This is a genomic window from Azospirillum sp. TSH58 (genome assembly GCF_003119115.1).
GTDB lineage: Bacteria > Pseudomonadota > Alphaproteobacteria > Azospirillales > Azospirillaceae > Azospirillum.
Genome location: NZ_CP022364.1, coordinates 904177 through 928399, shown reverse-complemented (window position 1 = coordinate 928399; position 24223 = coordinate 904177). Strand labels below are relative to the sequence as shown.

Below are 24223 nucleotides of genomic sequence, written 5' to 3'. Positions count from 1 at the left end.
CTGGTCATCGCGGCGGGTTTGCTTACACTTCGGGTCCGCCGCGTTGCTGGAGAGTTGCATGTCGTCCACCGCCCGCCGTCTTTACGTCCGCCGCGATACCTTCCCCATCGCGGGGACCTTCCGCATATCGCGCGGCGCCAAGACCGAGGCCGAGGTCGTGGTCGCCGAAGTGGTCGAATCCTGCAAGCGGGGCCGTGGGGAATGCGTGCCCTACGCCCGCTACGGGGAATCGCTGGACGAGACGGTCAAGACGCTGGAGTCCCTGGCCGGGGCGGTGGCGGACGGGCTGGACCGCGAGCGGCTGCGGACACTCCTGCCGCCGGGGGCGGCGCGCAACGCGCTGGACTGCGCGCTGTGGGACCTGGAGGCCAAACAGGCGGGCAAACCGGCCTGGCGGCTCGCCGGCCTGCCCGACGCGCCGAAGAAGCTGACCACCTGCTACACGCTGAGCGTGGACGAGCCGGCGGCGATGGCCGCCTCCGCCAAGGCGCGGGCGGCGGACCATCCGCTGCTGAAGATGAAGCTGACCGGGGAGGGCGATCTCGACCGCGTGCGCGCGGTGCGCGAGGCCGCCCCGGCCACCCGCCTGATCGTCGACGCCAACGAGGCCTGGACGCTGGAGATGCTCCACCGCTTCGCCCCGGTGCTGGCCGATCTCGGGGTGGAGCTGATCGAGCAGCCGCTGCCCGCCGGCGAGGACGAGGCGCTGCGCGGCATCGACTGCCCGGTGCCGCTGGGCGCCGACGAATCCTGCCACGGGCTGGACTCGCTCGACCGGCTGAAGGGCATCTACCGGGTGGTGAACATCAAGCTGGACAAGACCGGCGGCCTGACCGAGGCGCTGCTGCTGAAGCAGGCGGCGCAGGAGTCCGGCTTCGACATCATGGTCGGCTGCATGGTCGCCACCTCGCTCGCCATGGCGCCGGCCGTCCTGCTGGCCCAGGGCGCGCGCTACGTCGATCTCGACGGTCCGCTGCTGCTGGCCGAGGACCGCACGCCGGCCCTGCATTACGACGGCGGCACGCTGTTCCCGCCCGCCCCCGAACTGTGGGGATGAGCGTCCCGGCCGGCAACCTGCTGGCGGGCCTGCCGCCCGGTGTCCTGCTGGACGAGCTTTTCACGACATTGACGGAGTCGGCGGCATCGTCCGGGACGGTGCGGATCGAACGCATCCTGTCCACCGGTCAGGCGTCCCCCGACGGCTTCTGGTACGATCAGGACTGGGACGAGTTCGTGCTCGTCGTCCAGGGCGCCGCCCGGCTGCAGCTTGAGGGCGAGGCGGAGCGCGCGCTCGGACCCGGCGACTGGCTGATGATCCCGGCCGGGCGGCGGCACCGCGTGGCCTGGACCGATCCCGCCGCCCCGACCGTCTGGCTGGCCGTCCACATCGGCGAACAGAAACCGCCGCAAGCAAGGGGGCAGGGGGAGGACGCATGACCATCGACATCGCGCGCGCCCGCGCGGAGACGCCGGGGACCCGGCACGTCGCCCATTTCAACAACGCCGGGGCGGCCCTGCCGCCGCAACCGGTGCTGGACGCCGTGACCGCGCATCTGGCGCTGGAGGCCACCATCGGCGGCTACGAGGCGGCGGAGCGGGCCGACGAGCGGCTGGAGGGCGTCTACGACTCCGTGGCCCGCCTGCTCGCCTGCTCGCGCGCGGAGGTGGCCCTGACGGAAAGCGCGACGGCGGCCTGGGGCATGGCCTTCAACGCGCTGGCCGCCCTGCCGGGGGAGGGCTTCCGGCCCGGCGACCGCATCCTGACGGCGCGCGCCGAATACGCCGCCAACCTGATCCCCTTCCTGCAGGCCGCCCGCCGCACCGGCGTGGCGGTCGAGGTGATCCCCAGCGACGACACCGGCCAGACCTCCGTCGCGGCGCTGGAGGCGATGATCGGCGAGCCGGGGAAGGGTCCCGTCCGGCTGATCGCCATCACCCACATCCCGACCAACGGCGGTCTGGTCAACCCGGCCGCCGCCATCGGGCGGGTGGCGCGGCGGCATGGCATCCCCTATCTGCTCGACGCCTGCCAGACGGTGGGCCAGATGCCGGTGGATGTCGAGGAGCTGGGCTGCGACTTCCTGTCGGCGACCGGGCGCAAGTTCCTGCGCGCGCCGCGGGGCACCGGCTTCCTGTATGTTCGCAAGGAGTGGCTCGACCGCATCGAGCCATACACGCTCGACCACAGCGGCGCCGCCCTGGCCGGGCCGGACCGCTACACCATGCGTCCCGACGCCCGCCGCTTCGAGCTGTGGGAGAGCAACACCGCCGCCCGGCTCGGGCTGGGGGTAGCGGTGGATTACGCGCTGACCTGGGGGCTGGCGGCGATCCGCGACCGCGCCTTCGTCCTGGCCGACACGCTGCGGCACCGTTTGAGCGATCTTCCCGGCGTGACGGTGCGCGATCTCGGGGCGGAGCGCTGCGCCATCGTTACCTTCACGGTGGACGGCCACGAACCGCGCGCCATCAAGGCCGCTCTGCGCGGCCAGGGGATCAACCTGTCGGTGTCCTCCGCGCCCTCGACCCCCTTCGACATGGACGCCCGCGGCCTGACCGAGGTCGTCCGCGCCTCCCCCCACTATTACAACGACGAGGCGGAGGTGGAGCGGCTCCTGGCGGCGGTCAAGGCGCTGTAGGCGCTACAGCACCGACTCCACGACCTCCGCCACACCGTCCGCGTAGCGGTCCCAGGTCAGCCCGGCCAGGAAGGCGGCGCCCGCCCGCCCGATGGCCGTGGCACGGGCGCGGTCGGCCCACAGGCTTTCCAGCGCCGCGACGATCTCCTCCACGTCGCTCTCGCCCCAGCCCTCCGTGCCGAAGTCGGTCCGGATGGGGCGTTGCCGGGTCAAGGGGAGGCAGCGATCCCCCGCGATCAGGTCGAGATGCCCGGTGTTGGCCGACAGGATGGACGGCACGCCGCAGGCCATGCACTCCATGGCGACGAGGTTGGTCCCGCCCTCGCCGCGGTTGGGGAACAGGCCGACATCGACCTCGCGCAGGATGCGGGCCATGTCGGCGTTGGGCACCGGGCCGAGGTCCATCACCTGATCGGCGCGCAGCCCGTTGGCGATCGCCCAGCCGGCCCCGTCGAACGCGCCGTTCTCATGGAAGCATACGGGCGCCACGGCGGGGTTGGCCTCCAGCGAGCGGGCGCTCTCCGGCCAGGGGTTGTGCCAGGCGGTCAGCAGCAGCGCCTCCGGATGACGCTCGGCGAAGGCGCGGAAGCCGAGCAGGGCAAGGTCCTGCCCCTTGCGGAACTCCGGCTTGCCGCCGGAGAAGACGACGAAGCGGTCCTTGAACCAGCCGACCTTGGGCGCCGGGTGGAAATGGGTGGGATCGACGCCCTGCAGGACCGTCCGCACCCGCCCGATGCCGGCGCCGCTCAGCACCTGTTCGACGAAGCTGGACCCGGCGACGATGGCCGCGCATTGCTCCGCCCGCGCCCGGCCCTCCGCGTCGATGACGGTGTCTTCCAGATAGCAGACGCCGACGGTGGGCTGGCCTTTCAGGGTCACGCCCTCCACCGACCGGCTGCCGACGAGGTTGTTGCCGAGCCCGCGCAGCACCGGCACCGACACTCCGACCTCCTGCCCCGCATGGGGCGCGATCTGCCGGCAGAGCGCCTCGGACTCGCGGACGAAGCCGGCCATGCGCCGCCATTCCAGCGGGGACAGCGCGATGTCCTCAAGCCGAAGCGGCAGCGAGCAGACCGGCACCAGCCGACCGCTGCGCGTCCAGCTCAGCGCCAGCTGCAGCCCGTTGACGCCCCAGCCGCTGTAGCTGGACAGGCCCCATTGGATGACGGCGGGCTGGGCGTTGGGCATGGCGTGTCCTTCGGGTTGGTTTCCCTCTCCCCTCCGGGGGAGAGGGTGGCCCGGAGGGCCGGGTGAGGGGGATGCGCTTTGCGGGACGTCCGGCAAAGGCGCAACCCCCCACCCTAACCCTCTCCCCGGAAGGGAGAGGGGAAAAAGTTGAGGAAAAAGGGAAGAAATCACCCGTGCCGCGCGGTGGGGGAGACGTCGCCCATCGACTCCGACACCGGGGCGTAGGGTTCGTCCATCAGCCCCTCGACCTTGGCGGCCATGATGAAGTCGTTCTCGTGCAGGCCCTTGATCTTGTGCGTCCAGAAGGTGACCGTGCAGTGGCCCCAGCCGTAGAGGATCTCGGCGTGGTGGCCTTCCGCCTCGCACAGGTCGCCGACGCGCATCGCGAAATGCTGCGCCTCGCGGAAGTTGGAAAAGCGGTAGTCGCGCTCCAGCCGGTCGGGGTCCGGCTTGATCGACCAGCCGGGCACCTGGACCAGATAATTTTCCGCCATGGCGCGGTCCATCGGGGGAATGCCGCCGCGGCAGGGTTCGCAGCTCTTTCCCGCCAGCTCCTGTTGAGTCGCCATCTCATGCCCTCCGGTGTTGTTGGTTCGGACTTCTCGTTTCGAACAATGCTGGGGCCGAAGCCTCCCAAGGACAAGCCTCCCGGCGGCAAGCCTCACGACCAGTAATGGACGCGCGCATGACGGACCTGCCTTTCGCCGACTATCAGCAGCCCACGAAGACCGCCGCCGGGCCGCGCCTCGCCATCGTGGGGGAGGCGCCGGGGGCGGAGGAGGCGCGGCGGGGCGTGCCCTTCGTCGGGCGCAGCGGCCAACTGCTCGACGAGACGCTGAAGGCGGCGGGGGTGGAGCGGGCGGAATGCCTCGTCGCCAACGTCTTCCGTTACCAGCCGCCGGGCAACAAGGTCGGCCATTTCTTCGCCTCACGCACCCGCGCGAAGAAGGAGGGGCGGGCGCTGGACGAGCGGTGGGGGCCGTTCGGAACCTCCGACTGGGTCCTGGCGGAATTCTCCGGCGAGATCGAGCATCTGCAGCGGACGCTGGAGGGCTTCGCCCCCCGCGTCATCGTCGCGCTGGGCCGCACGCCGCTGTGGGCGCTGACCGGGCTGAACGGGATCATGCAGCTGCGCGGCACCGTCCAGCCCTGCCGCCTCGTGCCGGGGGCGGAGGTGGTGGCGACCTTCCACCCCAGCTACATCCTGCGCGGCCAGCTCGCCGAGCAGCCGACTTTCCTCGCCGACATCACGCTGGCCGCCTCGCGGCTGACGGTCTGACCGTCGCTTACGCCCGCTCCGCGGCTTCCGCCAGACCGAGGAAGGCGGGAAGCTCGTGGGTGATGACGTAGGTCGGGATGGGGGCCAGGAAGTCGTGCATCCGGCCCTTCTCCATGAAGCGCTTGCGGAAGCGGGAATAGGTGAACAGGGTGCCCAGCTTCGGCACGATGCCGCCCGCGATGTAGATGCCGCCGCGGGCGCCCAGCGTCAGGGCGAGGTTGCCGGCCACGGTGCCGAGCATGGCGCAGAACATCTCCACCGCCTCCACGCAATGCGGGTTGGTGTTGGCGGTCGCCGCGTCCGACACCTGGGCCGGGGTGAAGGTCTCCGGCTCCTGATGGTCGAGGACGCACAGCGCCTGATAGAGGTTGACCAGCCCCGGCCCGGACAGCACCCGCTCCGCCGAGACATGGTCGAAGCTCTTGCGGAGTTGGGCCAGCACGGCGCTCTCGCGGTCGCTGACCGGGGCCATGGTGACGTGTCCGCCCTCCGCGGCGAGCGCGGTCCAGCCCTCCGGGCCGGGCACCAGCCCCGAGACGCCCAGCCCGCTGCCCGGCCCGATCACCCCGACGACGCGGCCCGGCACCGGCGCTCCCTCGCCCACCTGACGCACGTCGGCGGCCGTGAGGCGGGGCACCGACAGGGCGACGGCGGTGAAGTCGTTGATGACGGCCAGCCGCTCCAGCCCCAGAGTGCCGCGCACCTTGGCCGTGGAGAAGGACCAGCCGCGGTTGGTCATCAGCACCTCGTCGCCGGTCACCGGCCCGGCGATGGCGAAGGCGCCGCGGCTGGGCCGGGCGTCATGCGCCACGCCGCCCAGATAGGCGAGCGCCGCCGCCTCCAGCGACGGGAAGTCGGCGCAGCGCAGCACGCGCGAACCGTGGATGCCCGTGCCGTCGATCAGGCCGAAGCGGGCGTTGGTGGCGCCGATGTCGGCGACCAGGGTGACGGGGCCGGAAGCGGCATGGCTGTCTGTGGTCATGAAATCAGTTTCACCCGTACGGCGCGCGCGTCAAGGCATCGACGTAGCTTTCCCGCCACCAGCCGATGTCGTGGCTGCGCAGGATGCGCATCATGGCGGCGTGGCGCTCCTTGCGCTCGGGCAGCGACATGGTCAGGGCGCGCTGCAGGGCGTCGGCCACCGCCTCGATGTCGAAGGGATTGACGATCAGCGCCGAATCGAGCTCCCGCGCCGCCCCGGCGAAGGTGGACAGCACCAGCACGCCGGGGTCGTCGGCGTCCTGGCAGGCGACATACTCCTTGGCGACGAGGTTCATGCCGTCGCGCAGCGGGGTCACCAGCCCGACATGGGCGGTGCGGTAGAAGCCGGCCAGCACGCGCCGCCCGAAGCTCTTGTTCAGGTAGCGGATGGGCACCCAGTCGAACTCGGCGAAGCGTCCGTTGATGCGGCCCGACAGCTCCGACAGCTCGCGCTTGATGGCGATGTACTCGGGCACGTCCTCCCGGCTCGGCGGCGCCACCTGGAGGAAGGAGACGCGGTTGCAATGCTCCGGGTAGGCCGCCAGAAGCTGCTCGAAGGCCTGGAAGCGCTGCGGCAGGCCCTTGGAATAGTCCAGCCGGTCCACCCCGATGATCAGCCGCCGCCCGACGAGGCTTTCCTTCAGCCGCTGGGTGTGGCGGGAGCGGGCGGCGATCTCGGCGATGCCCACCAGATTCTCGGTGTCGATGCTGATGGGGAAGGCGCGGGCCAGCAGCGTGCGCCCGAAGGCGTGGATCAGCATGCCGCCGTCGGGGCCGCGGTCCTCGACCTCGCCGTCCAGCTCCTGGCGGATGTAGTCGGCGAAGCTGCGCAGGTCGACCTGGGTGTGGAAGCCGACGAGGTCGTAGGCGCACAGCTCGCGGATCAGCTCCCGGTGGTTCGGCAGCGCCACCAGAATCTCCGGGGCCGGGAAGGGCGTGTGCAGGAAGAAGCCCATGCGCTGGGTGCAGCCGCGCTGGCGCAACTCCTCGCCGAAGGGGATCAGGTGGTAGTCGTGGACCCACACCATGTCGTCGGGGCTGAGCAGCGGGACCAGCTTCTCCGCGAAATAGCCGTTGACCCGCTTGTAGCCTTCGCGCGTGCGGCGGCTGACCTCGATCAGGCCGACGCGGTAGTGGAACAGCGGCCACAGGGTCTGGTTGGCGAAGCCGTTATAGTATTCCTCGAAGTCGCGGCGGCTGAGGTCCAGCGTCGCGTAGGTCAGGCGTCCGACGTCGGTGCGCCGGGGCTCGCTCTGCGACTCCTCCTCGACCACCGTGCCGCTCCAGCCGAACCAGATGCCGCCGGTCTTCTTCAGCGCGGCCAGCACGGCCACGGCGAGGCCCCCGGCGGCCTGCTTGCCTTCATCGATGGGGGCGACGCGGTTGGATACGACGACCAGTCTGCTCACGTGGGTGGTTCTCCGGTGCCGGACGGCCGCCTGGACGGGCGGCCGAATGGCGCGTGGCGGGGCAGGCCCCGGGACGCGCAGGGACAAAACGACCGTGTGGGGGGTTGGTTCCCTATCGGTCGGATGGGTTATGCCGAAGGACCGGGGTGGGTTGGCGGACGCGCCGCCAGCCCCAGATTGTGCGGGAGCAGAGCCGGGATTCTGTGTGCAATGCAGCATAAACGGCTGTTTGCGCTGCGCCGGAGCTTTGTCTTAACTTTGGTTAAGCCATTGAATAACATGAAAAAACATTTTCCCTCTTGATCCCTGAACGGGGCTTCATCATATTGTGCAGTGCGGCATCGATCGTGTCTGCGACGCGGGTGGTGCCGTAACGCACTTCTTGGGCGTTTCCTCCCTAGACTCGGGCCGGGGCCTTTGCCCCGGCCTTTTTTTGTGCGCGGTCCGGCGCGCGGCGGACCGCTCAGCGCGGGGCGAGGGGATCGGGCGGCAGATGGGCGATGTTGTCCACCAGCTCGTGCATGTGCCGGGTCAGGACGGTCAGGAAGGGCAGACGGGACAGCGTGGCCTCGTCCATGTAGAGGTCGCGGCTGATCTCGATCTGAAGCGCGTGGATGCCCTGGCGCGGACGCCCGTAATGGCGGGTGGTGTAGCCGCCGGCATAGGGGGCGTTGCGGCTGACCGTGTAGCCCAGGCCGCGCAGGAAGCGCTCCGCCGTCTCGGTGACCGCGGGGGCGCAGGAATTGCCGAAACAGTCCCCCAGCACGATGTCGCTGCGCCGGTTGTCGCGGTCGGCCAGCCCGGGGGACGGCATGGAATGGCAGTCGATCAGCACCGCGTGGCCGAACCGGGCGCGCGTGTCCTCGACCAGACGGCGCAGGGCGTTGTGGTAGGGGGTGTAGCATTGCTCCACCCGTCGCACCGCTTCGGAGAAGCGCAGCTTGCCGCGGTAGATGTCCTCACCGTTGGCGACCACCCGCGCGATGGTGCCCAGCCCGGCGGCCACGCGCGGGGAGCGCGTGTTCACATAAGGCGGCAGGGGGTCCGCGAACATCTCCGGGTCCAGCTCGTAGGCTTCGCGGTTGACGTCCAGGAAGGCGCGGGGGAACAGCGCGCGGATCAGCGGTATGCCCAGCGCCGGGGCGCCCGCGAAGATTTCGTCGACGAAGCAGTCTTCCGATTTGCGCAACGCGCGCGGGTCGAGCCGTGCCGCCGCCAGGAACGCGGCCGGATAGCGGTTGCCGCTGTGCGGCGAGGCCAGCACAAGCGGCTTGGTCTGTTCGTCCGGGGCCAGAAGTTCGAAGGCCGGCTCCGGTGTGGCGGCGTCGACGGAAGCATCCATGGCATGTGATGTAGTGGACCCGGGCGGCTCTGTCACGCGCCGTCCCGCTCGCGCCTCAACAGAGGGGGGAACACGGTGTCGCGTCGGCGGGAAAATTGGACGCGTCCATCGCGGGACGGCAAAAAAGTGAAATCCAGGCTTGCCAGACCTCCGGGATGATGGTACACCCCACGCCCACGCCGGACGGGACGCAAGACGGATGCCGAACCCCGAACCGACCGGCGACACGGATGGGCGCGTAGCTCAGCGGGAGAGCACTACGTTGACATCGTAGGGGTCACAGGTTCAATCCCTGTCGCGCCCACCATCCTCGAAGGCCGGAACCCAGACGGGTTTCCGGCCTTCGCCATATCTGGCGCCGGTCCCGGCTCGGGTGAGCCCCAGGCCGGCAAAGAGCGTCCCCCAGTCTTCCAAGTCTGCTGAGCCGCCGGCGATCGTTGGGGCCGAAAGGCGTTCCCTCTCCCTGAAAAGAAGACGCTCGACGGCATGGAGAGTAATAAAATTCGCCAGTTTGCTTCCATTGTTCTGCTGGTTCGTCATATAATGACCGCAAGAAGGTAATAAGAGATGCCGGTAAAATTCCATATCGTCATTTTTTAAATCTTGAGTTGTTTCTCTGATAAATGTTTCGAGTGCTTTTAAATTTCCTCATTCATAAGTAATATGAAGTTGATTATAGGGATGACTTAACATGTCATTATAATTTTTATGGAATTATTCGCGCTTGAGAGCATCAGGCGTGAGGCGGATTCTCGATGAAAATAAGAACTATTCAACAAAAGATTGCTGGTCTGGCGGGGCTGTGCCTGATTGGAACGGTGGGTGTCCTGGTCGGCTTCGGGGTTCTGTCGGCCAACACCACCAACACCTACGTCAACACCCAGGTCACCGACATCCTGGAGCGCAAGACCAAGGAATCGCTGCTCAATCTCGCGTCCTCACAAGCCGGGCTGGTGCGGGCGGAGTTCGACACGGCGTTGAACGCAGCGCGGACCATGGCCCATGGCTTCGCGTCCATCGTCGATCCCGAGAACGCGGGGAGCGCCCCGGTCGCCACCCGACGCGACGCCATCAACAGCATCCTGCTCAACGTGCTGCAGAACAACAAGCTGTTCAACGGCACCTACACCGCGTGGGAGCCTGACGCGCTGGACGGGGACGACGCCGCCTTCAAGGGACATCGGGAATCCGGACACGACGCGACAGGGCGTTTCATTCCCTACTGGAATCGCGACCAGAGCGGCCGGATCGCCATGCAGCCGCTCGTCGAATACGACAGCCGCGACCTGCATCCCAACGGCGTCATGAAGGGCGGGTGGTACATCGGCCCCAAGGAGACCGGGAAGGAAAGCGTTCTCGACCCGCTGCCGTACGTCGTGCAGGGCAGGCAGGTCTTCCTGGCCACCCTGTCCGTTCCGGTGGTCGTCGGCGGCAAGTTCCAGGGCGTGGCGGGCGCCGACTTCAACCTCGACTTCGTTCAGCAACTGGCCACGAAGGTCAGCCAGGCGGTTTTCGACGGCAAGAGCGAGGTCGTCATCATCAGCAACATGGGGCTGATCGTTGCCCACAGCGGCAAACCCAACCTGATCGGGCAGTCGATCTCGTCCTTCGACACCGCGTGGCGGGACGACCTCACCTACGTGCAGGGCGGGAACGCCCATGTCGACGTGCAGACCGACAGCGGCCTGCTGCGCACCTTCGCCCCGATCTCGATGGGCCGCACGGGCAAGCCCTGGTCGGTGCTGATCCAGGTGCCGAAGGACATCGTTCTGGCCGACGCCAACGCGCTGGGCGGAGCGCTGAACGACCGGGCAAACTCGGGCATGCTGTGGCAGGTGGGCGTCGGGCTGCTGGTCATCGTCGCGGCGGTCGGTCTGATGTGGATGATGGCCGGCCGCATCGCCCGCCCGGTCCGCGCCTGCGTCCGCTTCGCCGAGGGGATCGCCGACGGCGATTTCAATCAGACGCTTGATGTTCGGCAGGAGGATGAGATCGGCACCCTGGCCGATGCGCTGCGCAAGATGCTGACCGACCTTCAGCGCATGATCGCGCAGCGGGCCGCCGACCAGCGGCAGGCGGAATCGGAGCGTCGCGCCGCCATGTTGAAAATGGCCGACGATCTGGAATCCAACGTGATGAGCGTCGTGGACGGCGTCGATGCCGCGGCCAAGGGGATGGGCGTGACGGCTCAGACCATGACCTCCACGGCCACGCAGACCAGCCAGCAGGCGGCGACGGTGGCCAGCGCCGCCGACGACGCGAACGTCAACGTCCAGACCGTGGCCGCCGCGACGGAGGAGCTGTCCGGGTCCATCCGCGAAATCGGCGAGCGCGTCAACCGGTCCGCCGAGATCGCCCGCGACGCGGTGAACGCGGCCCAGCGGGCCAACGATCAGGTTCTCGGCCTGACCGAGGCCGCCGGGAAGATCGGCATGGTGGTCCAGCTCATCCAGGACATCGCGGCGCAGACCAACCTGCTGGCGCTGAACGCGACCATCGAGGCGGCCCGCGCCGGAGAGGCCGGCAAGGGCTTCGCCGTCGTGGCGGGCGAGGTGAAGCATCTCGCCAACCAGACCGCCAAGGCGACCGAGGACATCGCCCTCCAGGTGAACGAGATGCAGCGTGTCACCGGCGATACGGCCACAGTCATCAAGGGCGTCGGCTCCATCATCGCGCAGATCGACGGCATCGCCGCCAACATCGCCGCCGCGGTGGAGGAGCAGAGCGCCGCGACGCTGGAGATCGCCCGCAATGTCCAGCAGGCCGCGACCGGCACCCAGGAGGTGTCGGCCAACATCACCGGCGTGCGCGGGGCCGCCGTCGAGGCCGGCCACTCCGCGCAGGAGGTGCTGTCGGTCTCCGGCCAGTTGAGCGTCGAATCGGAACGCCTGCGCGGCGTGGTACACGGCTTCCTGGGGAAGATCCGGGCCGCCTGACGGGTTCGGTTTCCCGGTTCGGTCTCGAAGGGGCGCGGGGCCGTGTTCGGCCAGTCTTCAGCGCGGACGTCCGTTGCTCCCTCGGGTTTCCCCAGGGGAGCAACGGCTCGGTGAGCGACCACAGGCCGGCGGGAGGATGGGGGCGGCCATGCCCTCGTCAGCGCACGGACCGCCTCGCCAGGCGCTCTCAGGCCGCGTTGCGGTTTGGTACCATGCGGCGCTCCAGGGCCTCCAGATCGCGGTCCAGCGCCGGCTGGTCGGCCTCCGGCACGCTGAACTTCACGTGCAATTGTCCCGGCTCGCAGAGCTTCACCGTGAAGGGCACGGGACGGGACAGCTCCGGGGCGCGCAGGGTGCCGGGCGTGCCCACCGCCATCATCGGCGCGTCCATGATCATCGCGCCGCCGGACGACAGGTTGGCGATCCGCGCCTTGCTGCCCGTGCCCGCTCCGGCGCCGTCGATGGTGCAGGGCAGGTCGACCTGGAAGCGGGCCTTGCGGCGGCGGTCGACGTCGCTGGTCGCGGTGCGGACCACGCGGACCAGGACGCTTTGCAGATCGTCGATGCTCTGCGCCACGTCCCCGGCGACGGCGCGCATGCCGTCGGCCCGCTCGCCGGTCTGGTTGGCCTCCTCGGACACCAGGGCGATGCGGCTGGACACCTCCTGGGCGGCGTGGCTGGTCTCGTTGACGGTGCGGGCGATCTCGCGGGTGGCGGCGTCCTGCTCCTCGACCGCGGCGGCGATGGACGAGGAAATGTCGGAAACCTGATCGATGGTCGCGGCGACCTCGCCAACCCGGTCCACGGCCTGTTTGGTGACCGACTGCACGTCGGTGATCAGCGTCGCGATCTCCTCGGTGGAGCGGGCGGTCTGGCTGGCGAGGTTCTTGACCTCCTGCGCCACCACGGCGAAGCCCTTTCCGGCGTCGCCGGCCCGCGCCGCCTCGATGGTCGCGTTCAGCGCCAGCAGATTGGTCTGGCTGGCGATGTCGCCGATCAGGCGGGCGACGGCGCCGATGCGGTCGACCGCCTCCGACAGATGCCCGATGATCGCGCTGGCGGAGCCCGCCTTCTCGACGGCCTGTCCGGTCACCGACACCGACGCCGCCACCTGCCGGCCGATTTCCTGGATGGAGGCGGACAGTTCGTTGGCCGCGGCGGCGACGGTCTGGGCGTTGGACAGCGCCTGGCTCGCCGCGGCGGCCACGGTCTGGGAGTTGTCGCTGACCATCCCGGCGGAGGCGGCCATCGCCTCGGCGTTGCTGGCCATCTGCCCGGCGTGCCGGGCCACCTGCTCCACGGCGGATCGGGTTTCGCGCTCCACCGTGTCGGCCATCGCGGCCAGGGACCGGCGCCGTTCCTCCTCGCCGGCCGTGCGGGTGCGTTCCTGTTCGGCGCGCAGGCGCTCGTTCTCCAGGCCGGCTTCGCGGAACACGCGCACGGCATCGGCCATCTGGCCGATCTCGTCGCCGCGCCCGGTGAACCCGACCTCCGCCCGCAGATTGCCGGCGGCCATGCTGCTCATGGTCAGCCGCAAGCGGTCGATCGGCCCGACGATCGCCCAGCGCAGAAAGACGATGGAGGCGGCGATGAGGGACAGCACCGTCACCGCCACGGCGATCAGCAGGGTTTCCAGCATCGCGGCGGAGAATTCGATGTCGGTCACCGCCGCGCCGAGTCCGTTCAGGCGCTCCCCGCGGACCTGTTCCATGGTGGAGAGGAGCCGTTCCATCTCCTGATCCATGCTCTCGGCCACCGCGTCGAATTGCCCCATCATGGCGTTCCCTTCCGACGGGCCGCCCTCGACGTAGGCGCGGGACATGCGCTGCCCCAGCTCGTAGAAGGGGGGGAAGGCGGCGCGGGTGGCGGTGATGCTCTGCACCATGTCCGCCAGCCCCAGCTCGCGCGCGATGGCGACGGCGTCATCGGCGTGCCGGCCGAAGGCCTTCGCGTACTCCTCCGCCTTGGCCGGCCCGTCGTCCAGCCCATCCAGCCCGCGGGTCGCGGACACGTCGGTCAACCATTGCTGCACCTGGGCCACGTCGTAACGGATGTTGGCGATCAGCTCGCTTAACGGCACGACCTTGCGGCTCACCTCGTCGGCGGTCTGGCGGACGTGGGAGAGGTGGCGTTCCTGCCGTGATGTTTCTGTCCCGACGGAGAATGTTGCGATCGCCATGACGACAAAAACAAACACTGAGATCAGCGTTGTCTTTCGTTTGATGGTCATGGCGTGCAAGAAATTCATAACAATGCTCCATTTCATATATTGCTGCTGCTGGCTCACCGCCAGCAGATGTGTCGATTGGACAATTCATCCAATCATGCATGAAATCAAGTTTACCGTTGATCGTATTACAAAGCCCTGAGGTGAGCTGCCTTATGAATGAGGTTTACATCTGGTGTGAGGTGTTCGTGTGCGATGAATGGACGTTCGGGAGGGAGGTTTCGTTCAGAAAAATATTGGTACGAACAACGAATTTTTCTTGGCGTGATGATCGAATGTTATCATTCGTGGTCTCTTATTTTGTTTCATGGGGTTGGTAATTTCGTTGCGAGCGGACAAAGAAAAAGGCCCTCCCCCGCGAACGGGGAAGGGCCTCCGGAAAAGGGCCTGCGATGCGCGCCGGATGGCGTGCCGGCTCAGCCGGCGGCCTTCGCCTTGGCCTCGATGCGGCGGCGGTGCAGCACCGGCTCGGTGTAGCCGTTCGGCTGCTCGCGGCCCTTGAAGACGAGGTCGCAGGCGGCCTGGAAGGCGACGCTGCCGTCGAAGTCGGCGGCCATCGGGCGGTAGAGCGGATCGCCGGCGTTCTGCTTGTCCACCACGGCGGCCATGCGCTTCATCGTCTCCATGACCTGCGCCTCGGTGGTGATGCCGTGGAGCAGCCAGTTGGCGATGTGCTGGCTGGAGATGCGGAGCGTGGCCCGATCCTCCATCAGCCCGACGTTGTTGATGTCCGGCACCTTGGAGCAGCCCACGCCCTGGTCGATCCAGCGCACCACGTAGCCGAGGATGCCCTGGGCGTTGTTGTCCAGCTCCTGCTGGATCTCCTCCTCCGACCAATTGGGGCGGTCGGCCAGCGGGATGGTCAGGATGGCGTCCAGGCTGGCGCGCTCGCGGCGGGCCAGTTCCTCCTGGCGGGCGGCGACGTTGACCTGATGGTAGTGCAGGGCGTGCAGCGTGGCCGCGGTGGGCGAGGGCACCCAGGCGGTGTTGGCGCCGGCCTGCGGGTGGGCGACCTTGGCGGCCAGCATGTCGGCCATGCGGTCGGGCATCGCCCACATGCCCTTGCCGATCTGGGCGTGGCCCTTCAGCCCGCAGAGCAGGCCGGTGTCCACGTTCCAGTCCTCATAGGCCTTGATCCAGGCGGACGACTTCATGTCGTTCTTGCGGATCATCGGGCCGGCTTCCATGGCCGTGTGCATCTCGTCGCCGGTGCGGTCGAGGAAGCCGGTGTTGATGAACACCACGCGCGCCGCCGCGGCGCGGATGCACTCCTTGAGGTTCACCGTGGTGCGGCGCTCCTCGTCCATGATGCCCATCTTCAGCGTGTTGCGCGCGATGCCCAGCGCGTCCTCGACGCGGGCGAACAGCTCGTCCGCGAAGGCGACCTCCTCCGGCCCGTGCATCTTCGGCTTCACGATGTAGACCGAGCCGGCGCGGCTGTTGAGGCGGGCGCCCTTGACGTCGTGCAGCGCGATCAGCGAGGTGATCATGCCGTCGAGGATGCCCTCCGGCGCCTCGCTGCCGTCCTTCAGCAGGACCGCGCTGTTGGTCATCAGGTGACCGACGTTGCGGATCAGCATCAGGCTGCGGCCCGGCAAGGTGATCGTCTCGCCGTTCCGGCTGGTGTAGCTGCGGTCGGGGTTCAGCCGGCGCTCCACCGTGCCGCTGCCCTTGGGGAAGCTGGCGGTCAGGCTGCCGGTCATCAGGCCCAGCCAGTTGCGGTAGGCCAGCACCTTGTCCTCGGCATCCACGGCGGCGACGGAGTCCTCGCAGTCCTGGATGGTGGTCAGGGCGGATTCGAGCACGAGGTCGGCGACGCCCGCCGCGTCGGTCTTGCCGATCGGGTGGCTGCGGTCGATGCGGATTTCCATGTGCAGGCCGTTGTCGGCCAGCAGGATGGCGGTCGGGGCGGACGGCTCGCCGGTGTAGCCGACCAGACGCTCCGGCTCGGCGAGGCCGGTGGCGCGGCCGTCCTTCAGCGCGACGACGAGGCGGCCGTTGTCCACCGTGTAGCCGGCGGCGTCGGCGTGCGACCCGTCGGACAGCGGGGCGGCGCGGTCGAGCACGTCGCGGGCGAAGGCGATGACCTTCTCGCCGCGCTTCGGGTTGTAGCCGGCGGTGCGCTCCGCCCCGTCCGTGTCGGGGATGGCGTCGGTGCCGTAGAGCGCGTCGTACAGGCTGCCCCAGCGGGCGTTGGCGGCGTTCAGCGCGTAGCGGGCGTTCATCACCGGCACGACGAGCTGCGGGCCGGCGGTCGTGGAGATCTCCGGATCGACGTTCTCGGTCGTCACGGCGAAGTCCGGGCCTTCCGGCAGGAGATAGCCGATCTCCTTGAGGAACTCGGTGTGGGCGGCGCGGTCCAGCGGCTGGCCGCGGCGGCTGCGGTACCACTCGTCGATCTGGGCCTGCAGCGCGTCCCGCCTGGCCAGCAGCGCGCGGTTGCGCGGGGCCAGATCGTGGAGGATCGCGTCAAGGCCCGACCAGAATTGCTCCGGCGTCACGCCGGTGCCCGGCAGGGCTTCGTTCTCGATGAAGCGGTGAAGCTCCGTGGCAACTTGCAAGCCGCCAACCTGAATGCGTTCCGTCACCATTGCTGCTCTTTCCTTCCGAAGTCGTAGACACCGCGGTTTTTCGGTTTGTCGTTCTTTGGCTGACGTTTTTTCACCGCAAGCCCGCGCGCGGCGCCGTTCCTTCGGTGCGGCCCCGGCGCGGGCTTCGGGCGACAAAGTACACATTCGCGGCGCTCCGGTCTTCCTCCGATTTGACGCGATGCAGCGGTTGCGCGGGGAACTCCCCCAAAGGCCCGCCAGCACCTATGTTGGGTGGCATGAGCATATCCGGCGATGCCTCCACCGCGGCGGGCCCCCCGCGGGAACCGCTGTCGGGGCTGGTGGAGCGGGTGACCTTCCACAGCCCGGAGACGGGATTCTGCGTGCTGCGGCTGAAGGTGCGCGGGCAGCGCGACCTCGTCACGCTGGTCGGCCATGCCGCCACGATCGGCGCGGGGGAGTTCGTGCAGGCCAGCGGAGCCTGGGTGAACGACCGCAACCACGGGCTCCAGTTCAAGGCCGACTTCCTGCGCGCCACCCCGCCGACCACGGTGGAGGGCATCGAGAAGTATCTCGGCTCCGGCCTGATCCGCGGCATCGGGCCGGTCTACGCGAAGAAGATGGTCAAGGCGTTCGGCGAGGCCGTGTTCGACGTGATCGAGCAGGAGCCGGACCGGCTGCGGCAGGTCACCGGCATCGGACCGAAGCGGGCGCAGCGCATCATCGCCGGCTGGGCCGACCAGAAGGTGATCCGCGAGATCATGGTCTTCCTGCACAGCCACGGGGTCGGCACCTCGCGCGCGGTGCGCATCTTCAAGACCTACGGGCCGGACGCCATCCGCCTCATCACCGAGAACCCCTACCGGCTGGCCCGCGACATCCGCGGCATCGGCTTCAAGACGGCGGACGCGGTGGCCGCCCGGCTGGGCATCGAGAAGACCGCGATGATCCGGGCGCGGGCCGGCATCGCCTACGCTTTGGCCGAGGCGACCGACCAGGGCCATTGCGGCGTCCCGGTGGCCGAGCTGATCCCGATGGCCGTGAAGCTGCTGGAGATCGACGCGTCCATCCTGGAGACCGCGGCGGAGCTGGAGCGGCAGGACGGCGCGGTGGTCGCCGACAGCCTGGGCGGCGAGCCCTGCCTGTTCCTGGCGAGCCTGCACCGGGCGGAGCGGGCCATCGCCGAGCGGCTGCGCCGGCTGGCCGGCGGCCCGGTGCCTTGGCCGGAGATCGACGCGGAGAAGGCCATTCCCTGGGTGGAGGCGAAGGCCGGCATAACGCTGGCCGAGGGACAGCGGGAGGCGCTGCGCCAGGCGGCGACGTCGAAGCTGCTGGTCATCACCGGCGGTCCGGGGGTTGGCAAGACCACGCTGGTGAACAGCATCCTGACCATGCTGAAGGCCAAGGGCGTGTCGATCGCGCTGGCCGCCCCGACCGGCCGCGCCGCCAAGCGGCTGAGCGAGAGCACCGGCCTGGAGGCGCGGACCATCCACCGCCTGCTGGAGACCGACCCGCAGGCCGGCGGCTTCAAGCGCGACGAGACCAACCCGCTGGACTGCGACCTGCTGGTGGTGGACGAGACCAGCATGGTCGACGTGCCGCTGATGAACGCCCTGCTGCGCGCCGTGCCGGGGCGGGCCGCCCTTCTGCTGGTCGGCGACGTGGACCAGCTGCCCTCGGTCGGGCCGGGGCAGGTGCTGGGCGACGTGATCGCCTCCGGCGCGGTGCCGGTGGTGCGGCTGACCGAGATCTTCCGGCAGGCGGCGACCAGCCGAATCATCGTCAACGCCCACCGCATCAACGCCGGCCAGATGCCGGAGACGCCGAAGGCCGGGGAGGACAGCGACTTCTACTTCGTCGAGGCGGCGACTCCGGAGGCCGGCGTGGCGAAGCTGATCGAGATGGTGCGCGACCGCATTCCCCGCCGGTTCGGCGCCGACCCGGTGCGCGACGTGCAGATCCTCTGCCCGATGAACCGCGGCGGCCTCGGCGCGCGGTCGCTGAACATCGAATTGCAGAAGGTGCTGAACCCGCCGGGCGAGTCCCGAGTCGAGCGATTCGGCTGGACCTTCGGCCCCGGCGACAAGGTCATGCAGGTCGAGAACAACTACGACAAGGAGGTCTACAACGGCGATCTCGGCATCGTATCCGCGGTCGATCCGGAAGAAGGGACGCTGACCGCCGCTTTCGACGGGCGCCCGGTGACCTATGATTTCGGAGAACTGGACGAGATCGTCCTCGCCTACGCGACGACGATTCACAAGAGCCAGGGGTCCGAATACCCGGTTGTCGTGATCCCGGTGGTGACCCAGCATTACACGATGCTCCACCGCAACCTGATCTATACAGGCGTGACGCGGGGCAAGCGGTTGGTGATCATGCTCGGCCAGCGCCGCGCGCTCGCCATGGCGGTGCGCGGGACGCAGGGGCGGCGGCGCTGGACCAAGCTGGGGGAATGGCTGTCGCCTCTATGACCCTTGGGGGAGGACAACCATGTCGGGATTTTGTCACAGACGTATGCGCGCGCCGTTAGCGGCGCCGGACCCGGTGTGCGGCGCATGTTTCGACGCGGCGTGGAGAAATTGTCTTAAGCCGTTCAATTGGCGGAAGAAATCCCCTTCGTTCCGGGACAGCGGCGGGCGTGGGCGCGCGGAGTCCGCCGGGTGCGGCATCGGGGGTCTTCGGGACCGGTACCCCTTCCGAACGGACGGACCTCCCCTTGGCCGAATGTCGCAGGAAGGGGCGTCTGGCCTTTGGCGTGCTTGACGGATGGCTCGTACCCTGTGACAAAGATAATTCGGCATCCTCTATGAGCTTGAAGACACATGTTCGACCGCCCGCCCCGCCAGGGCTACCGCGCTCCCGAGATCACCAAGGCCAACGTTACCGCCACTGTGAAGTGGTTCAACCCCACCAAGGGGTTCGGCTTCGTGTCACCCGAGGACGGTTCGCCCGACGCCTTCCTGCACGTCTCCGCGGTCCAGGCCGCCGGCTATGACGCGCTCGACGAAGGCGCGACCATCGTTTGCGACCTCGCCCGCGGCCCGAAGGGTCCGCAGGTTGCTTCCATCCAATCCGTGGACACCTCCACCGCATCCCGCTCGCCGGCCCGTCCGGCCCGCACGGGCGGCGGCGGCTTCGGCGGCGGCGGCGGTTATGACCGTGGCGGCTTCGGCGGCGGCGGCGGTTACGACCGCGGCGGCTGGGGCAACGACGCCGGCGGCGGCGAAGAGGTCGACGGCACCGTCAAGTGGTTCAACGCCGACAAGGGCTTCGGCTTCATCACGCCGAGCACCGGTGGCAAGGACGTGTTCGTCCATGTGAACGTTCTGCGTCGCTCCGGCATGCAGACGCTCCAGGAAGGCGATCAGGTGCGCGTGACCGTCCGCCAGGGCCAGAAGGGTCCGGAGGCCGGCAAGGTCGAGTACCGCTAAGCCTCTTCAGCTTCTGAAGAACGGCCGGGGCGCTTCCGCGAGGGGGCGCCCCGGTTCGTTTTGGGGCTCCGGATGCCGGCGCCCGAGGCATCCGCATCGTCGCGGTGATTCCCTGTCTTGCCCAAAGCTTGTGCATGCTGCGACAGTGGCCGGACGGAATGGCCCCAGGGGTCCTGGAGGGCTATCGCCGACGGTCCCGCCCGCCGGTCGTCCGGGCCGGGACTGTGGGGGGTGAAGAGGTGAGGGAAGGCATGAGGAACGATCCGCCGGGCTTCCGGCCCCAGGACGCCGCGACGCTGCGGTCCAACGCGCTGTTCGGCCGCCTGCCCGACCGGTCGCTGGAGCTTCTCGTCAGCACGGCGCAGGTGCGCACGGTGCCGCGCGGCACCACCCTGTTCGTCCAGGACGAGGACGCCGACCGCTTCTTCGCGCTGCTCGACGGCTGGGTGAAGCTGTACCGCCTGACCCGCGACGGGGCGGAGGCGGTGGTGACCATCGTCGCCCCCGGCGAAACCTTCGCCGAGGCCGCCATGTTCGCCAGCGGCAAGTTCCCGGTCTGCGCGGAGGCGGTCGCCGACTCGCGCGTCATGACCCTGACGGCGGAGGGCTTCGCCCGCTGCCTGCGCGACGACGAGCAGATCGCCTTCGCCATGCTGGGGTCGCTGTCGGTGCGGCTGCGCCACCTCGTCCAGCAGATCGAGCAGCTGCAGGTTCAGCCGACCGCCCAGCGGGTCGGCAGCTTCCTGCTGCGCTTCTGCCCGGACGGTGGCGGCGCCACCAGCTTCGCTCTGCCCTTCGACAAGGCGCTGGTCGCCCGGCGCCTCGGCATGCAGCCGGAGACCTTTTCCCGCGCGCTGGCGAAGCTGCGCGGCGTGGGGGTGGAGACGCAGGGCGGGACGGTGTCCGTCGCCGACCTGGACGCGCTGCGCCGCTTCTGCAACGCCGACTCCGGGGGCGACTCCCGCGGCTGACGGGCGGGGCGGGGCGCAGTCTGGGGTTGTCGTCGGGCGCGGCGCCTTGCCGATGAAGGGTTGTGGCGGGCCGCTGGGGCATGTTCACGCGCGGCGGCGCTGTGGTATCCTCCCGCATCCGGAAGCTGCCGCGGTGCGGAGGGAGTTGGATGAGCGACGAGTTTCTTTTCGCCGACGACGAGCCGGGTATCGAGGCCGAGACGGCGAAGGAAACGGCGCCGGAGCCCGCCGATCCCTGGATCATCCTGATCGTCGACGACGACCCGGCCATCCACGCGACGACCAAGATGGTGCTGCGCGGCTTCACCTTCGAAGGCCGCCCGGCGCAGTTCCTGTCCGCCGGCACCGCCGCCGAGGCGCGCAGCTTGCTGGAGCAGAATCCGGCCATCGCCGTGGTGCTCCTCGACGTGGTGATGGAATCCGACGACGCCGGCCTGCGGCTGGTGCGCATGATCCGCAGCGAGCTGAACAACCGGCGCGTGCGCATCATCCTGCGCACCGGCCAGCCGGGGCAGGCGCCGGAACGCGACGTCATCCTGAACTACGACATCAACGACTACAAATCGAAGACGGAGCTGACGGCGCAGAAGCTGTTCACCTCGGTCGTCGCCGCCCTGCGCGGCTATCAGGACATCACCGCCATCGAGGACCACCGCCTGGGGCTGGAGCGCATCCTGGACGCCTCCTCCGCCCTGCTGGACAAGCGGACCATGGCGGAATTCGTCCACGGCGCGGTGTCGAAGATCGCCGAGATCTGCCCGCCCTGCGACGGCATCGCCCTGTGCAGCCGCTGGACCGGCGAGGAGGCCGACGGCGCCGCGCGCGACCCGCTGGTGCTGGGGGCCGGGGGCATCCACGCGGCGGCGGAGGGCAAGCCGGTGCGCGCCGCCCTGCCGGCGGAGGCGGCGGAGGCCGTGACCCAGGCGCTGGCCGACGGGCGGAACCGCTATGAGCGGGAGCGCAGCCTGCTGGTCTTCCGCTCCACCTCGCGGCACCACGACACGGTGTTCCACATCAGCCACCGCCGCCCCCTGACCGAGGACGAGCGGCGGCTTCTGGAGGTCTTCTGTTCCAAGGTCGCGGTCGGCTTCGACAACGTGCATCTGTACGAGGAGCTGACCGCTCTGAACCGCAACCTGGAAAGCCAGGTGGCCGACCGCACCCGCGAGCTGGTCGCCGCGACCGAGGCGGCGGAGGCCGCGCGGGCGGAGGCGGAGGCCGCCAACCAGGCCAAGTCGCTGTTCCTGGCGACCATGAGCCACGAGATCCGCACCCCGATGAACGGCGTCCAGGGCATGCTGGAGCTGCTGGAATACACGCCGCTGACTCCCGAGCAGCAGGAGCTGGTCGCGGTCGTGCGCGATTCGGCGGGGGCGCTGCTGACCATCATCAACGACATCCTCGACTTCTCGAAGATCGAGGCCGGGCGGCTGGACCTGGAGCGCGCCCCGGTGTCGCTGTCCGCGGTGGTGGAGGGCGTGGCCGAGACGCTGGCCCCGGCGGCGCGGCAGAAGGATCTGGCTCTGGTCACCTACGTCGATCCCGACCTGCCGCCGCTGGTCATGGGCGATTCGGTGCGCATCCGGCAGGTGCTGTTCAACATCGCCGGCAACGCCGTGAAGTTCACCCCCTCCGGCTCCGTGCGCATCCGCGCCGAGCTGGCGCGCTTCGAGGACGGGCGGGCGACCATCCGGATCGCCGTGACCGACACCGGCATCGGCATCGCCAGGGAGGCGCAGGCCCAGCTCTTCCGCCCCTTCACCCAGGCGGAGGCCTCGACCACCCGGCGCTTCGGCGGGACCGGGCTGGGGCTGTCGATCTGCCGCCGCCTCGCCGAGCTGATGGGCGGGGAAGTGGGGGTGGCGAGCGAGCCGGGCCGCGGCTCGACCTTCTGGTTCACCTTCACCGCCGATCTCGCCCCGGACGGCGACGCCGCGGGCGTCGCGGCTCCGCCGCTGGCCGGGCTGTCGGTGCTGCTCCTGGCCGCCGACGCGGAGGAGCGGCAGTTCCTCGCCCGTTACCTGAGCACCGACGGCGCCGTGCTGCTGGACGCGCCGGACGCGGCGGCCGGGATGCGGGCGCTGCCGCCGGGCACGCCCTGCGACGTCGTGGTGACCACCGCCGAGGCGGATGTGCAGGCGCTGAACGCCGCCGCGCCGGGGCTGGCGCGCGGGCAGGTGCTGCTGGGCGGGCGCGGCGCCCTGATCGACGCGGTCGCGCTGGCCCGCCCGGTGCGCCGCGGCCATCTGGTGCGCGCCGTGCTGGCCGCCGCGGGCCGCGGGCCGGCCGTCGAGGCCGAGGCGGGGCATCCCGGACCGGCCACGGCCTCCCCGGCGGGGAATGGGGCGGCGGCCCCGCCGCGCATCCTGGTGGCCGAGGACCATCCGACCAACCGGCAGGTCATCCAGCGGCAGCTCGCCCTGCTCGGCCAGACGGCCGACCTTGCCGAGGACGGTGTCCAGGCGCTGGCCCTGTGGCGCGACGGCGATTACGCGCTCCTGCTGACCGACTGCCAGATGCCGGAGATGGACGGCTTCGAGCTGACCCGCCTGATCCGTGCCGAGGAGGCGGCGAGCGGGCGCCCGCGCCTGCCCATCATCGCCGTCACCGCCAACGCCATGGCCGGCGAGGCGCAGCGCTGCCTGTCCGCCGGGATGGACGATGCGGTGTCGAAGCCGGTGGAGATCGGCCATCTGCGCCGGCTGCTGGATCGCCATCTGCCGTCCCGACCCGCGACCGAACCGGCTCCGCCGCCGTCCGCCGCGGCGCCGGAGGCCGGACCCGATGCGCCGCCCATCGATGTGGGCGTTCTGGCGACGCTGTTCGACGGGGATATGGAGTTCGTCGGGCAACTGCTTCAGGAGTTCATCGTCTCCAACAGCGCCAGCCGCGACCGTCTGGTCGCCGCCCATCAGGCGGAGGATTGGGACGGGGTGCGTCAGGCCGCCCACAAGCTGGCGGGGTCCTCCCGCACGGTGGGCGCGCGCGATCTGGCGGCGGCGAGCGACGCCATCGAACTGGCCTGCGTCGACCGCCGGTTGGACGGCGTCGGCGCGCTGGTCGCCCGCGCCGACCGGGAATTGGGCCGCGCCGCCGCCTACATCCGCGGCATGGCGCCGGTTTGAAGCGGAGTCCGGTCCGCTTTCGACCGCGGCGGCGGGCACGGCCACCAGGGCATCAGGGCCGGCCGCCCGCCTTTCGCAGGCGCGGGCCTGCGGGGCCGCCGTGGCGGCCCTTATCGCCGGGCGTCGGTCGGAACCGACGCCTGACG

Annotated in this window: 17 protein-coding genes and 1 tRNA gene; 10 read left to right on the top strand and 8 right to left on the bottom strand. The window is 69.5% G+C overall.

What is annotated here, in order from left to right; genetic code table 11:
• The first annotated feature begins 58 nt into the window (after positions 1–58).
• From dgcA to TSH58p_RS07930, 3 genes are read left to right on the top strand one after another with little or no spacing between them, the layout of a single operon-like run.
• Positions 59–1057: an N-acetyl-D-Glu racemase DgcA gene (dgcA, locus tag TSH58p_RS07940; protein ID WP_109068615.1), complete on the top strand. Its 999-nt coding sequence runs from the start codon at positions 59–61 to the stop codon at positions 1055–1057.
• Entirely contained in the window at positions 1054–1437 is a 384-nt protein-coding gene (locus TSH58p_RS07935; RefSeq protein WP_109068614.1) for a cupin domain-containing protein, read from the top strand. Before dgcA ends, TSH58p_RS07935 begins: the two co-directional genes overlap by 4 nt.
• On the top strand, positions 1434–2636 hold the full coding sequence (locus TSH58p_RS07930) for an aminotransferase class V-fold PLP-dependent enzyme (protein ID WP_109068613.1): 1203 nt from the start codon (positions 1434–1436) through the stop codon (positions 2634–2636). The genes TSH58p_RS07935 and TSH58p_RS07930 overlap by 4 nt, the downstream gene beginning before the upstream one ends.
• A 3-nt stretch (positions 2637–2639) precedes the next feature.
• Here TSH58p_RS07930 and TSH58p_RS07925 read toward each other — a convergent pair whose 3' ends face one another.
• Together TSH58p_RS07925 and TSH58p_RS07920 are read right to left on the bottom strand one after the other, a co-directional pair.
• Positions 2640–3824, bottom strand: coding sequence for a glycosyltransferase family 4 protein (locus tag TSH58p_RS07925; protein WP_109068612.1), 1185 nt, complete (start codon positions 3822–3824; stop codon positions 2640–2642).
• Between the two features lie 167 nt (positions 3825–3991).
• Positions 3992–4393, bottom strand: a complete 402-nt coding sequence (locus TSH58p_RS07920; RefSeq protein WP_109068611.1) for a 4a-hydroxytetrahydrobiopterin dehydratase — start codon at positions 4391–4393, stop codon at positions 3992–3994.
• Positions 4394–4509: 116 nt separating this feature from the next.
• Here TSH58p_RS07920 and TSH58p_RS07915 point away from each other — a divergent pair, with 116 nt between their 5' ends.
• Positions 4510–5103 (top strand): uracil-DNA glycosylase, encoded by a 594-nt coding sequence (locus TSH58p_RS07915; protein ID WP_247873877.1) that lies wholly within the window; start codon positions 4510–4512, stop codon positions 5101–5103.
• A 7-nt stretch (positions 5104–5110) separates the two neighbouring features.
• On the opposite strand, the gene glk is transcribed toward TSH58p_RS07915, so the two are convergent.
• The 3 genes from glk to TSH58p_RS07900 form a co-directional block, all read right to left on the bottom strand.
• Entirely contained in the window at positions 5111–6085 is a 975-nt protein-coding gene (gene glk / locus TSH58p_RS07910) for a glucokinase (protein ID WP_109068609.1), read from the bottom strand.
• A gap of 10 nt (positions 6086–6095) precedes the next feature.
• On the bottom strand, positions 6096–7493 hold the full coding sequence (gene otsA, locus TSH58p_RS07905; protein WP_109068608.1) for an alpha,alpha-trehalose-phosphate synthase (UDP-forming): 1398 nt from the start codon (positions 7491–7493) through the stop codon (positions 6096–6098).
• A 463-nt stretch (positions 7494–7956) separates the two neighbouring features.
• Entirely contained in the window at positions 7957–8835 is an 879-nt protein-coding gene (locus TSH58p_RS07900) for an N-formylglutamate amidohydrolase (RefSeq protein WP_109068607.1), read from the bottom strand.
• A gap of 232 nt (positions 8836–9067) precedes the next feature.
• Here TSH58p_RS07900 and TSH58p_RS07895 point away from each other — a divergent pair.
• Positions 9068–9142 (top strand) — tRNA-Val (locus tag TSH58p_RS07895).
• On the opposite strand, the gene TSH58p_RS33065 is transcribed toward TSH58p_RS07895, so the two are convergent.
• On the bottom strand, positions 9121–9375 hold the full coding sequence (locus TSH58p_RS33065; protein WP_146205833.1) for a hypothetical protein: 255 nt from the start codon (positions 9373–9375) through the stop codon (positions 9121–9123). The genes TSH58p_RS07895 and TSH58p_RS33065 overlap by 22 nt on opposite strands.
• A gap of 215 nt (positions 9376–9590) precedes the next feature.
• Here TSH58p_RS33065 and TSH58p_RS07890 point away from each other — a divergent pair, with 215 nt between their 5' ends.
• Positions 9591–11771: a methyl-accepting chemotaxis protein gene (locus TSH58p_RS07890; RefSeq protein WP_109068606.1), complete on the top strand. Its 2181-nt coding sequence runs from the start codon at positions 9591–9593 to the stop codon at positions 11769–11771.
• Between the two features lie 187 nt (positions 11772–11958).
• Here the strand turns inward: TSH58p_RS07890 and TSH58p_RS07885 are convergent, their stop codons facing one another.
• On the bottom strand, positions 11959–13950 hold the full coding sequence (locus TSH58p_RS07885) for a methyl-accepting chemotaxis protein (protein ID WP_247873876.1): 1992 nt from the start codon (positions 13948–13950) through the stop codon (positions 11959–11961).
• A gap of 464 nt (positions 13951–14414) precedes the next feature.
• Positions 14415–16589, bottom strand: coding sequence for a malate synthase G (locus TSH58p_RS07880; protein ID WP_371732434.1), 2175 nt, complete (start codon positions 16587–16589; stop codon positions 14415–14417).
• Between the two features lie 236 nt (positions 16590–16825).
• Between TSH58p_RS07880 and TSH58p_RS07875 the strand changes: the two genes are divergently transcribed.
• From TSH58p_RS07875 to TSH58p_RS07860, 4 genes are all read left to right on the top strand, one after another.
• Positions 16826–19021 carry an ATP-dependent RecD-like DNA helicase gene (locus TSH58p_RS07875; RefSeq protein ID WP_247873875.1) on the top strand — a complete coding sequence of 732 codons (2196 nt, stop codon included), beginning with the start codon at positions 16826–16828 and terminating at the stop codon, positions 19019–19021.
• A gap of 351 nt (positions 19022–19372) precedes the next feature.
• Entirely contained in the window at positions 19373–19981 is a 609-nt protein-coding gene (locus tag TSH58p_RS34410; RefSeq protein ID WP_109068605.1) for a cold-shock protein, read from the top strand.
• Between the two features lie 251 nt (positions 19982–20232).
• Positions 20233–20952 (top strand): Crp/Fnr family transcriptional regulator, encoded by a 720-nt coding sequence (locus TSH58p_RS07865; protein ID WP_109068604.1) that lies wholly within the window; start codon positions 20233–20235, stop codon positions 20950–20952.
• A gap of 149 nt (positions 20953–21101) precedes the next feature.
• Positions 21102–24077: a DUF3369 domain-containing protein gene (locus TSH58p_RS07860; protein ID WP_109068603.1), complete on the top strand. Its 2976-nt coding sequence runs from the start codon at positions 21102–21104 to the stop codon at positions 24075–24077.
• Positions 24078–24223 lie beyond the last annotated feature (146 nt).